This is a genomic window from Micromonospora sp. NBC_01796, from assembly GCF_035917455.1.
GTDB lineage: Bacteria > Actinomycetota > Actinomycetes > Mycobacteriales > Micromonosporaceae > Micromonospora_G.
This window is the reverse complement of record NZ_CP109078.1, coordinates 2,301,633-2,313,530: the sequence shown is the minus strand read 5'-3', so window position 1 is coordinate 2,313,530 and position 11,898 is coordinate 2,301,633. Positions and strand designations below refer to the sequence as shown.

Below are 11,898 nucleotides of genomic sequence, written 5' to 3'. Positions count from 1 at the left end.
CCGGCGCACGCCCGGAGGATGTGGCGCGAGAACGTGTACGGGGAGTCCCTGCCGCCAGGCTGACGGGATAGGGAAGAATGAGCATGTGACCAGGACCGTCGGCGCTCGCGCAGCCCGTCTCGACCAGGTTTGTGCCGCTGCCGTTGAGGTGGCGCGGGCCGGCATCACCGAGGTGGAGCCGACCGATGTCGGCGATCACCTGGAGGTGGTTGCCGAGGGTGAACGCCTGGTTACCCATTTCTTCGAATGTCTGCTCGACGGCTACCGGGGTTGGCGTTGGGCGGTGACCGTCACCCGGGTCTCGCGCAGCAAGCAGGTGACCATCTGCGAGACGGTCCTGCTCCCCGGCCCGGACGCCCTGCTGGCGCCGAGCTGGCTGCCCTGGCAGGAACGGCTCCAGCCGGGTGACCTGGGTGTTGGCGACCTGCTCCCGGCCCCGGCCGACGACGACCGGCTCGTACCCGGTTACGTCCTCTCCGACGACCCGGCGGTCGAGGAGACCGTCTGGGAACTCGGGCTCGGCCGGTCCAGGGTGATGTCCAAGGAGGGCCGGGAGGAGACCGCGCAGCGCTGGTACGACGGCGACCACGGCCCGACCGCGCCGATCTCCGCCGCCGCTCCCCGTACCGCCCGGTGCGGGACGTGCGGCTTCTACCTGCCCCTGGCCGGCGCCATGCGCCAGGCCTTCGGTGTCTGCGGCAACTTCTACGCCCCCGACGACGGCCGGGCGGTCAGTGCGGACCACGGGTGCGGGGCGCATTCGGAGACCATGCTCGACACGGTCGAGACGCCGGTGGACGAGCTGCCGACGATCTACGACGACAACGAGGTCGAGGCGGTCTCGGTGAGCCGGGCGCCCGGTTCGGTGGCCAGCGAGGAGCCCGCCGAGCCGTACGGCCACGGCTGACCGGACCGGGTGCCGGTCAGTGCTGCTGGCCGGCCCGGCGGCGACGGCGGTTGGCGTCGTGCCGCAGCATCACGGCCAGTCCGGGGAAGCCGACCAGGAAACCGGCCAGGCAGGTCCAGAGCCAGTCCCGGTGACCGTGCTCGGTCAGCCAGTCGTTGAAGAAGATCAGCAGGACCAGCCCGACCACCGCCCAGATCACGATGCCGCCGACGGCGAACGGGACCATCGGTGGGTCGAGCGGCTCCGGCCGCGGTTGCTGCTGCTCCGGCACGTGATCAGCGTACCCGTGGGCAGGGATCGAACTTCGTAACCGGAACGTACTTTCCCGGTAACCGGTCGTCTGGGACGATGCGCGGATCAAACCCCCTTGATCGCTGCATGCGAGGTACCCATATGACGACCACCTCCACGGAAGCCGGCGCCCCGCCGGCGACCACACCCCCACCGAACGGCTTCGACCGGTACTTCGAGATCTCCGCCCGTGGCTCGACGATCAGCCGCGAGATCCGGGGCGGCCTCGCCACCTTCTTCACGATGGCCTACATCGTGGTGCTCAACCCGTTGATCCTCGGCAACGCGGTCGACGGGAACGGGCAGCGGCTGGCCATTCCGGCGGTGGCCGCCGCAACCGCCCTGGTCGCCGGGGTGATGACGATCCTGATGGGGGTGGTCGGCCGGTTCCCGCTGGCCCTGGCCGCCGGCCTCGGCGTGAACGCCCTGGTCGCGTACGAGATCGCCCCGCAGATGACCTGGGCCGACGCGATGGGCCTGGTGGTGATCGAGGGTGTGATCATCGCGATCCTGGTGCTGACCGGGTTGCGTACGGCCGTGTTCCACTCGGTGCCGACCCAGCTCAAGACCGCGATCGGGGTGGGCATCGGCCTGTTCCTGACCATCATCGGGCTGGTCGACGCCGGGTTCGTCCGGCGGATCCCGGACGCCGCCGGCACCACCGTCCCGGTCGGCCTGGGCATCAACGGCAAGCTGGTCACCTGGCCGGCGCTGGTCTTCGTGCTCGGTCTGCTGATCACCCTGGTGCTGGTGGTACGCAAGGTGCGGGGCGCGATCCTGATCGGCATCGTCGCCTCGACCGTGCTGGCTCTCGTGGTGGAGGCGATCGCCAACGTGGGCCCGTCGTTCGTCGACGGCAAGCCGAACCCCTCGGGTTGGTCGCTGAACGTGCCGGAGTTGCCGTCCACCGTGCTGGACACCCCGGACCTCTCCCTGCTGGGCAACTTCAACGTGCTCGGCTCGTGGTCGACCGCCGGTTGGCTGGTCGCGCTGATGTTCGTCTTCACCCTCCTGGTCACCGACTTCTTCGACACCATGGGCACGATGGTGGCGGTCGCGCAGGAGGGCGACCTGCTGGACGAGAACCAGACACCCCCGCGTACGCGGGAGATCCTGCTGGTCGACTCGATCGCGGCGGCGGCCGGCGGGGCGGCGAGCACGTCGAGCAACACCTCGTACATCGAGAGCGCGGCCGGGGTGGCCGAGGGTGCCCGTACCGGGGTGGCGAACCTGGTCACCGGCGCGCTGTTCCTGCTGGCCATGTTCCTGGCCCCGCTGGTCGTGGTGGTGCCGTTCGAGGCCGCCTCGACCGCGCTGGTGGTGGTCGGCTTCCTGATGATGACCGGCGTACGGAGCATCGACTGGACCGACTACGAGATCGCCGTACCGGCCTTCCTGACCATCGTGCTGATGCCGTTCACGTACTCGATCTCGAACGGGATCGGTGCGGGTGTGATCACCTTCGTCGTACTGAAGCTGGCCCGGGGCAAGGCCCGCGAGGTGCACCCGCTCCTGTACGGCGTGGCCGTGCTCTTCGTCCTGTACTTCCTGCGTGGCCCGATCGAGACGCTGATCGGCTGACCGGTTGCGGGTACCTGGCACGGGCGGGGGAAACTGGTGGTCACCGGGTCCCCCGCCCGTTCGCGGGTTCGGTGACCGTGGTCATAACAGTGGTCGTTAGCAAGGCTTATTAGTTAGGCTAACTATCGTGACGGAGCGGACGGTGATGGCGCAACGTGTGCCACCTGCGCAGCTGGCAAGTTTGCTGCGCGATGCGATCACCCGGCTCAATCGACGGGTCCGGCAGTCCCGGCCGGTCGGTGAACTGACGCTGACCCAGTTGTCCGCCCTGACCAGCCTCGAGCTGGCGGGTGCGCTGAGTCCGCGTGAGTTGGCCGACACCGAACGGGTGCAGCCACCGACGATGACCAAGATCGTCGCGAAGCTGGAGGAGCGTGGCCTGGTACGCCGCACTCCCCATCCGACCGACGGACGACAGGTCATTCTCTCGACGACCGAGTCCGGCCGCGCGGTGTTCGCCGATTTCGAGCGGGCCCGCAACGAGTGGCTGGGCCACCGGCTCGCCGAGCTGACCCCGGAGGAACGGGAAACGCTGCGGCTGGCCGCGGCGATCCTGCAGAAGGTGGCTCGCGCCTGATCGGCGCCGCTCACCGGGTCCGCTTCGTCCGCTGTGGATGACGCGTACGACCCGAGGAGGCGCACCCCGAGTGCGGGCAAAACTAGGTACCACCTTCCAGTCCCTGCAGGTTCGAAACTACCGGCTGTTCGCGATCGGTCAGCTCACCAAGCTGATCGGCGTGTGGATGATGTTCACCGCGCAGGACTGGCTCGTACTCGATCTCTCCGACAACTCGGCGACCGCGCTCGGCTGGGTCACCGCGCTGCAGTTCACCCCCGTACTGCTGCTCACGCTCTTCTCCGGCCGCCTGGCCGACCGGTACGACAAGCGCCTGCTGCTCTTCATCGCCAACGCCGCCTGGTGCGTGCTGGCGCTGGGCATGAGCCTGCTGGTGGTCACCGGAGTGATCGAGCTCTGGCACGTCTTCGTCTTCGCCGCCCTGCTCGGTACGGCGAACGCGGTCGAGACGCCGGTACGCCAGTCCTTCGTCTCCGAACTCGTCGGCACCCCGCTGCTGCCGAACGCGCTCTCCCTCTCCGCCGCGACCTTCAACTCCGCCCGGATCATCGGCCCGGCCGTCGCCGGTGTGGCGATCGCCCTCTTCGACGTCGGACTGGTCTTCCTGATCAGCGTCTTCGGCGCGCTCGCCCCGCTGATCGGCCTGGTCCGGATGCGCGGCGAGGAACTGCACCGCGAAGCCCTGCCGCCGATGGACGAACGCGCCCCCGCCAAGGTCATCGACGGCCTCCGGTACGTCCGGGTCCGGCCCGACCTGGTGCTCCCGATGGTGCTGATGTCGGTGATGGGGATGACCCTGTTCAACTTCCAGATCACCCTGGCCGCGCTCGCCAAGACCGTCTTCAACACCGGGGCGGCCTCGTTCGGGCTGTTCACCACGGCACTGGCCGTCGGCGCGCTCGGCGGCGCCCTGGCCGGGAGCGGCCGGCGTAGCCGCCCGTCGGTCTGGGTGGTCCTCGGTGCCGCCGTGGCCTGCGCCATCGCCGGCACCCTGGTCGGGGTGGCGACCACGTACTGGCTGGTCCTGGTGCTGCTGGTGCCGGCCGGCTTCCTGATGGTCTACTTCGCCCAGGCGTCCAACCAGCGGGTCCAGCTCGGTGTCGACGCCGCGTTCCGGGGCCGGGTGATGGCCCTGTGGGTGCTGGTCTTCCTCGGCACCAACCCGGTCGGCGCACCGGTGATCGGGTGGGTCGCCGAGCACGCCGGTGCCAACGCCGCGATCTGGATCGGCGGGCTCATCTCGCTGGCCGCCGCCCTGCTGGCGGTGCTCTGGCAGTTGCGTCACGACGGTTCCCGGCTCCGGCTGCGGATCGCCCCGCTGCCCCGTTTCTACGTCGTACCCGCCGACGCCAACTGATCGGGGAAGGGCCCCTGGTTCCCGAATTCCGGACCGGAAGGGGCCCTTCCCGACCGTCATGGTGGTGGGAACTGTCGTAGGTGTCTGATTGGTTGGTGTGATGGAAACGTCGCGCTATCTGGAGCGTCTCGCGATCGACCATGCGCGGTTGGCCGAGGTCGCGGCGAGCGGGTTGGCCGAGAAGGTGCCGACCTGCCCGGACTGGAGCGTCGAGGACCTGACCCGCCACGTGGCCCAGGTCTACCTGCACAAGGTCGCCTGCATGCGGACCGGGTCCGCGCCGCAGGCCTGGCCGCCGGACCTGTCCGGCGAGTCGCCACTGGACCTTCTCGACCGGGCGTACGCGGAACTGCGCGGCGAGTTCGCCACCCGCAGCCCCGGCTCGCCCGCGTACACCTGGTACGAACCGGACCAGACGGTGGCGTTCTGGATCCGCCGGATGGCGCAGGAGACCGTGGTGCACCGCGTCGACGCGGAGCTTGCCGCCGGGACCTCCATCGCCGACATCCCCGACGACCTCGCCCACGACGGGATCGACGAGATGCTCCGGGTGATGCTGGCCTACGGCATCCGGCGCTGGCCGGAGGGCTTCGCCGAGGTGCTGCCCGACTCGGCGCTGCGGGTGCTGGTGACCACCGGCGAGCAGAGCTGGCTGCTTGGTCTCGACGCCACCGGTGCGACGGTCGAGCCGGGTTCGGCGGACCAACCGGTGCACACCACGATCAGCGGCGCTCCGCAGGAGCTGCTGCTCTGGCTCTGGCGCCGCACCCCCGACCACGCCGTACGCCGCACCGGTGACCGCCACGCGGCAGACACTTTCCGCGCCGTCCTGGGCGCGGCAACCCAGTAGCGACCCGGCTCACTTTGCAAATCGGTGGCGTGCCCCGATCGTGGGGCCTAGCGTCGGAGGATGGCCGTCGTGCAGGTTTTCGTGCTGGCCCTGGCACTCCTGTCACTGGTCTGCCTTCCGGCGCTCGTCGCCGGGGTCCTCTTCGCCGACGAACTGGTCACCTGGCTGGCGGCTGAGGCGGTCAACCGGCGTACCGGGCGGCGGCAGCGGCGCGAACTCGACCGCCTCGACCGTACGTTCCGGGCCGGGGCGGGGCCGAATCACCTCGATCCGTCCGAGTTGGACCGGCCGGGCGGGCCCGCGATCGAGCAGGTCGCCGCCGACCTGCGCCGGCTCGGCGGTGAGCGGCTGGGACGGCCGCCCCGGTCCCGGTCGGCGCACGGCGAGCTGCTGCGGGCGTACGACGAGCAGTTGCGGGTGGCCAGCCGCTACCTGGGGGTGGCCGAGCACCTGGCCGACCTCGACGGGCTGGACCGGGAGATCGAACGGGTACGGGTCGAGGGCGAGTTGCAGGCCGCCGGCCTGGTCCTGTCCACCGCCGACCGACCCTCCCGGCCATGAGCGCGCCGGCACCGAGCGGGGTGCGCCGGTGCGCCTGTTCGTAGCGATCTACCCGTCGCCGGAGGCGCTGGCCGACCTGACCGGGGAACTGGCCCGGCTGCGGGTCGGTACGGCACACGCGTCCGGTGTCGACGTACGGCTGACTCCGCCGGACAAACTGCACCTGACCGTGGTCTTCATCGGCGAGGTGGCCGACACCCGGCTATCCGAGGTGCGGTCGGCGCTGGACCGGGCGGCCCGGACCTGGCGGCCTCCACTCGGCACCGACGGCTCGGTGGAGATCGTCGGCGTACCCCGGTTGTCGCTGGGCGGGGGCGGTCTGTTCGGGGTGGCGCCGGACACCGTGCTCTGGGTGGGGGTGCGCGGAGACGTCGACGCCCTGCACGCGGTGAGCCTGGCCACCCGACGGGAACTCGCCACCATCGGGCTGCCGTCCGACCCCCGGCCGTACGTCCCGCACCTCACCCTGGCCCGGCCGGGAAGGCGGGTCTCCCCGGAGGCCGTCGAGGCGGACCGGGCGGTGCTGGACGGCTACCTCGGCCCGACCTGGCCGGTGACCGAGATGGTGCTGGTACGCAGCCACCCCGGCCCCCGGCCGGTCTACGAACGCCTGGCGGCCTGGTCGCTGTAGGGCCAGGCCACCGTGGGCGTCGTTACCAGGCCCAGGCCTCCGGGCCGGCGCCACCCTTGCCGACCGGCGGGAACAGCTCGTCCAGCCGGGCCAGGGTCTCCTCGGAGAGGTCGACCTCCAGCGCACCGAGGCTCGCGTCGAGCTGCTGCACGGTACGCGGGCCGATGATCGGCGAGGTCACCCCGGGACGGGAGAGCAGCCAGCCGAGCGCGACGTCGGCCGGGTCGCTGCCCAGGTCCGCGCAGAGCTTCTCGTACGCCTCGATGGTCGTACGGTGCTGGGCCAGGACCTCGGTGACCCGCTCGGCCCTGGACCGCTCGGCCCCACCCTCGGCCAGCTTGCGGATCGCCCCGCTGAGCAGCCCGCCCTGCAACGGCGACCAGGGGATGATCCCGATGCCGTAGTGCTGGGCCGCGGGGATGACCTCGAGTTCGACCGCCCGGGTGAACAGGTTGTAGATGCTCTGCTCGGAGACCAGCCCGAGGAAGTGCCGCCGGGTGGCCGATTCCTGGGCGGCGGCCAGGTGCCACCCGGCGAAGTTCGAGGAGCCGACGTACTGGACCTTGCCCTGGGCGACCAGCGTCTCCATCGCCTGCCAGATCTCCTCCCACGGGGTGGTCCGGTCCACGTGGTGCATCTGGAGCAGGTCGATCCAGTCGGTCTGGAGCCGGCGCAGCGACTCCTCGCAGGAGCGGATGATGTGCCGGGCGGAGAGCCCGCGCTCGTTGGGCCAGTCACCCATCCGGCCGTAGACCTTGGTGGCCAGCACGATCTTGTCCCGTCGGCCGTCACCCTGGGCCAGCCAGCGACCGATGATCTGCTCGGTCCAGCCCTCGCCGAGCCGCTGACCGTAGACGTTCGCGGTGTCGAAGAAGTTGATGCCGTGCTCCAGCGCCCGATCCATGATCTCGAAGCTGTCGGGTTCGCTGGTTTGTGGCCCGAAGTTCATCGTGCCCAGGCAGAGGCGGCTCACGGACAGGCCGGTACGGCCGAGTGTCGTGTATTCCATCTCCCTACCCTGCCACGCGCCAACGGTAGATGTCGATCAAGAAGATCGGCGCGCGGCGGGGAGTGCCGTCAGGAGGTTTCGCGTTGTGCGGGACCGCTGCCGAACAGGACGTCGTCCCAGCTCGGGAGCCGCTTGCGGGGCTTGCCGGACTGGTCGGTGGTCTCGTTCGTGGCCGCCGGTGCGGTGGTCCGACGGGGCCGGAGCACCGCCAGCGACGGTACCGCGGGGACCTCCTTGGGCAGGTCCGCGTCGTCGTCGAAGGCCGAACCCTGGCCCCCGCCGAGCAGTGCCGCGGCACCACCGGCGACCGGCCGTGGCCGGGGCGCCTCGTAGTTGGTGTGGGCGGCGGGGGAGACCGGCTCGAGCCCGCGACCGGCACTTGACCCGAGTGGACGGTCGAGCGAGGCGAGCAGCGCGTCCCGGCCGGCCCGGATCGGGTCCCGGGTCGGGCGGGGGGCGTGCTGGTCGCCGGTGGCGGCCGGCAGACCGTGCCCACCACGGGTCGGCTCGACCCGCGTCGGGCCGGGCAGCCCGTGTCCGCCCCGCTCCGGCGACGGCTCCTGGCCGAGGATCGGCGTCGGCCGCTCGGCGCACAGGTACTGCGCCATGTCGTCGTGCGGGGACACCATCTGCCGGGTCTTGTCGAGGTCCCAGACGGCCTGCGCGGTGGCCTTGCCGGACGGCCAGCTCGCGATGATCCGCCAGGTGCCGTCGTCGCGCCGGTACGCGTCCCAGGAGATCTTCTCGGTGTCGATGCTGTGCTGGGCCAACCGGCCGTCGACCACCTCGGCGAGCGGAACGCTCTTCTCCGAGTTCTTCAGCCGGGTACGCCGCGCGTGCTGGGCCACCATCGCCCGCTCCTGCAGGACCGGGCCGGCGTAACGCAGCACCCGGTCGACCGGGACCCCGGCGATCCGGGCGACGTCCTCGGCGGACTCGCCGGCGCGAATCCGGGCCTGGATGTCCCGTGGCGACAGTGAGGCCACCGGGTCCTGTGCCGGGGAGACCACCGTCAGGGGAGTGCCACCCGGTTCGGCGTGCAGAACCGTGGCAACCCGCTCGTCGATGGGGAGCGCGAGCAGGCGGCCCACCTCGTCGGCGAGCACCAAAGCCTGGCCGTCCTCGGAGAGGGCGACGAAGCGTACCGGTCGCATCGCGTTGCCTCCGTCCCGCTTGCTCGGCCCACGCCACGAGCCAGCCACCCGGGCGTCCTCGCCACACGGTACGCCGGTCCGCCCGCGCGTGGGGGATGCCACGCCCGCATGTCGTGGGTGAGCTGCACGAATGATCAATGAACACCCCGTGCAGCCGGGCATCCGACACCCGCCCGGCCGACCGGGTGGCCCGGACGCGTTCGTAGGGTACGCGTCCGGGCACTCCGGGTTGGACCACGGGAACCGTCGGTGGGGGTCCGGCGGGTGCTAGAGCGCGGCGACCACGTGGTCGATGCAGGCGGTCAGCGCCTCCACGTCGGCCGGCTCGACCGCCGGGTAGAGCGCCACCCGGAGCTGGTTGCGGCCCAGCTTCCGGTACGGCTCGGTGTCCACGATCCCGTTGGCCCGCAACACCTTGGCGATCGCGGCGGCGTCCACCCGATCGGTGAAGTCGATCGTGGCGACCACGTTCGAGCGCAGCGCCGGGTCGATCACGTACGGTGTCGCCACTTCGGAGCGTTCGGCCCAGCCGTACAGGATGGCGGCGCTCTCGGCGGTGCGCTTGGCAGCCCAGGCCAGCCCGCCCTGTTTGTTCATCCAGTCGGTCTGCTCCGCGGCCAGGAAGATGGTCGCCAGCGCCGGGGTGTTGTAGGTCTGCTCCAGCCGGGAGTTGTCGACCGCGGTGACCAGGTCGAGGAAGGCCGGGATGTAGCGCCCCGACTCCTTGATCTCGGTGGCGCGGGCCAGCGCGGCCGGGGACATCAGCGCGATCCAGATGCCGCCGTCGGAGGCGAAGCACTTCTGCGGGGCGAAGTAGTAGACGTCGGTCTCGCGTACGTCGACGTCGAGCCCGCCCGCGCCGGAGGTCGCGTCGACCAGCAGGAGCGAGTCCGGGTCGGCGCCGGCCACCCGGCGGACCGGCACCGCCACGCCGGTCGAGGTCTCGTTCTGCGGGGTGGCGTAGACGTCCACACCGGCCTCGGCGACCAGCGCCGGGGCGGAGCCGGCCTCGGCCTTGCGGACGGTCGGCGTACCGAGGAACGGTGCGTCACCGACCGCCTTGGCGAACTTGGCGCCGAACTCGCCGAAGTTGGCGAACTGGGCCCGGTCGCGGACCAGACCGAAGGTGGCGACGTCCCAGAAGGCGGTGGTGCCGCCGTTGCTGAGGACGACCTCGTATCCCTCGGGCAGGGAGAAGAAGTCGGCGAGGCCCTGGCGCAGCCGGGCGACCTGGTCGCGTACGGTCCGCTGCCGGTGGGAGGTGCCGAGGAACGTCGTCGCCACGTCGGCGAGCGCGGAGACGGCCGCCGGGCGGATCTTGGACGGGCCGGCACCGAACCGGCCGTCGGCGGGTTTCAACTCGTCGGGGATCCTGATGGTCGATGGGTCAGCCACGGTTATCGACGATCCTTCCGATGGGCCGGCGCGGCCCGACCTGGGAGGCGGGGGCTCCGGGTGCACGGGCAGCGGGGGCGCCGCGAGCCGGATCCATGGATGTCCGGCGACGCTGCCGAGCCCTCATCCTCGCACTACCCGAGCCCCTGACCCGGTGCAGTCCCACCGCCCCGGTGAGTCGTCCGCCACAACCGTGGGGCGGAAACGGCGGTGGCCCACCCGACCGGAGTCGGATGGGCCACCAGCGTGGTCGGGATCACACGTTGTGGACGACCGCGTCCCAGCCCTCGACGTCGGCCGGCTTGCGGGTGCCCGGACCGGTGTACCGGGCGGCCGGGCGGACCAGCCGGCCGAGCTTCTTCTGCTCCAGGATGTGCGCGCTCCACCCGCCCATCCGGGCGCAGGTGAACATCGAGGTGAACATGTGCGCCGGCACCTCGGCGAAGTCGAGCACGACCGCGGACCAGAACTCGACGTTGGTGGCGAGCACCCGGTCCGGCTTGCGGGCCTGCAACTCGGCGAGGGCGGCCTTCTCCAGCGCCTCGGCGATCTCGAACCGGGGGGCGCCCAGTTCCTTGGCGGTACGTCGCAGCACGCGCGCCCGCGGGTCCTCGGCCCGGTAGATCCGGTGGCCGAAGCCCATCAGCCGCTCGCCCCGGTCGAGTACGCCCTTGACGTACCCCTCGGCGTCGCCGCTGCGCTCCACCGCCTCGATCATGTGCAGCACCCGGGACGGCGCACCGCCGTGCAGCGGGCCGGAGAGCGCCCCGATGCCGGAGGAGATGCAGGCCGCCGCGTCGGCGCCGGTGGAGGCGACGATCCGGGCGGTGAAGGTGGAGGCGTTCAGGCCGTGCTCGGCGGCGGAGATGAAGTACGCGTCGACCGCCTTGACGTGCCGGGGGTCCGGCTCGCCGCGCCAGCGCTTCATGAACCGCTCGACGATCGTCTGGGCCTTGTCGATCTCCTTCTGCGGCACCGCCGGCAGGCCCAGGCCACGGGCCGACTGGGCGACGAAGGACAGGGCGGTGACGGAGACCCGGGCGAGGTCCTCGCGTACCTGCTCGTCGTTGATGTCGAGGAGCTGGTCGAGACCCCAGTACGGGGCGAGCATCGCGACCGCGGACTGCACGTCCACCCGGATGTCGCCGGAGTGCACCGGCACCGGGAACGGCTCGGCCGGCGGCAGACCGGGGCCGAACCGGCCGTCCACCAGCAACGCCCACACGTTGCCGAAGGAGACCTGTCCGATCAGATCCTCGATGTCAACGCCTCGATAGCGCAGCGAGCCACCCGCTTTGTCGGGCTCGGCAATCTCGGTCTCGAAGGCGATCACGCCTTCCAGCCCCGGCTTGAAGTCGGACATTTCGCTCTCCTGGATCTGCATCGTCCGTACACCCGGGGCTCATCGGCGTAACCGGAGCTCCTTAGGCGACCCTCAGGGATGTATTTCGTGCCATCTTGCCTGGTGAGTAACTAACTTTGCGACCCGAACGGGTTGTGCTACGCACAACACAGGTGTGGCCGGGCACCCGGCGCGGATCCATCGACTGCCGGCAAATTACCTGGCCGATGCCGGTTCGCGCAG

The 11,898-nt window shown here is 70.9% G+C and carries 12 protein-coding genes; 7 read left to right on the top strand and 5 right to left on the bottom strand.

Annotated features, from left to right (window positions below; genetic code table 11):
* Positions 1–67 precede the first annotated feature (67 nt).
* A complete protein-coding gene (locus tag OIE47_RS10545) occupies positions 68–907 on the top strand; it encodes a DUF3027 domain-containing protein (protein WP_326563049.1) in 840 nt (279 codons plus the stop codon).
* A 16-nt stretch (positions 908–923) separates the two neighbouring features.
* On the opposite strand, the gene OIE47_RS10540 is transcribed toward OIE47_RS10545, so the two are convergent.
* Positions 924–1,178, bottom strand: a complete 255-nt coding sequence (locus OIE47_RS10540) for a DUF2530 domain-containing protein (protein WP_326561313.1) — start codon at positions 1,176–1,178, stop codon at positions 924–926.
* A 122-nt stretch (positions 1,179–1,300) separates the two neighbouring features.
* Here OIE47_RS10540 and OIE47_RS10535 point away from each other — a divergent pair, with 122 nt between their 5' ends.
* The 6 genes from OIE47_RS10535 to thpR all read left to right on the top strand — a co-directional run bounded on the left by OIE47_RS10535 (position 1,301) and on the right by thpR (position 6,755).
* Complete coding sequence (locus OIE47_RS10535; RefSeq protein ID WP_326561312.1) at positions 1,301–2,779, top strand: NCS2 family permease; 1,479 nt, start codon at positions 1,301–1,303, stop codon at positions 2,777–2,779.
* A gap of 127 nt (positions 2,780–2,906) precedes the next feature.
* The gene (locus OIE47_RS10530; protein ID WP_326561311.1) at positions 2,907–3,356 is read left to right on the top strand and encodes a MarR family winged helix-turn-helix transcriptional regulator; all 450 of its coding nucleotides are present in this window, start codon (positions 2,907–2,909) and stop codon (positions 3,354–3,356) included.
* Positions 3,357–3,426: 70 nt separating this feature from the next.
* Positions 3,427–4,713 (top strand): MFS transporter, encoded by a 1,287-nt coding sequence (locus OIE47_RS10525; RefSeq protein WP_326561310.1) that lies wholly within the window; start codon positions 3,427–3,429, stop codon positions 4,711–4,713.
* A gap of 100 nt (positions 4,714–4,813) precedes the next feature.
* Positions 4,814–5,563 carry a maleylpyruvate isomerase family mycothiol-dependent enzyme gene (locus OIE47_RS10520; RefSeq protein WP_326561309.1) on the top strand — a complete coding sequence of 250 codons (750 nt, stop codon included), beginning with the start codon at positions 4,814–4,816 and terminating at the stop codon, positions 5,561–5,563.
* A gap of 60 nt (positions 5,564–5,623) precedes the next feature.
* Positions 5,624–6,124, top strand: a complete 501-nt coding sequence (locus OIE47_RS10515) for a hypothetical protein (RefSeq protein ID WP_326561308.1) — start codon at positions 5,624–5,626, stop codon at positions 6,122–6,124.
* A gap of 28 nt (positions 6,125–6,152) precedes the next feature.
* Positions 6,153–6,755, top strand: a complete 603-nt coding sequence (gene thpR, locus OIE47_RS10510; RefSeq protein WP_326561307.1) for an RNA 2',3'-cyclic phosphodiesterase — start codon at positions 6,153–6,155, stop codon at positions 6,753–6,755.
* A gap of 22 nt (positions 6,756–6,777) precedes the next feature.
* Here the strand turns inward: thpR and OIE47_RS10505 are convergent, their stop codons facing one another.
* The 4 genes from OIE47_RS10505 to OIE47_RS10490 all read right to left on the bottom strand — a co-directional run bounded on the left by OIE47_RS10505 (position 6,778) and on the right by OIE47_RS10490 (position 11,676).
* Positions 6,778–7,764: an aldo/keto reductase gene (locus OIE47_RS10505; protein WP_326561306.1), complete on the bottom strand. Its 987-nt coding sequence runs from the start codon at positions 7,762–7,764 to the stop codon at positions 6,778–6,780.
* Positions 7,765–7,832: 68 nt separating this feature from the next.
* Positions 7,833–8,918: a septation protein SepH gene (sepH, locus tag OIE47_RS10500; RefSeq protein ID WP_326561305.1), complete on the bottom strand. Its 1,086-nt coding sequence runs from the start codon at positions 8,916–8,918 to the stop codon at positions 7,833–7,835.
* Between the two features lie 267 nt (positions 8,919–9,185).
* The gene (gene serC, locus OIE47_RS10495) at positions 9,186–10,313 is read right to left on the bottom strand and encodes a phosphoserine transaminase (protein ID WP_326561304.1); all 1,128 of its coding nucleotides are present in this window, start codon (positions 10,311–10,313) and stop codon (positions 9,186–9,188) included.
* A 256-nt stretch (positions 10,314–10,569) separates the two neighbouring features.
* Positions 10,570–11,676, bottom strand: a complete 1,107-nt coding sequence (locus OIE47_RS10490; RefSeq protein ID WP_326561303.1) for a citrate synthase 2 — start codon at positions 11,674–11,676, stop codon at positions 10,570–10,572.
* Positions 11,677–11,898: the final 222 nt, after the last annotated feature.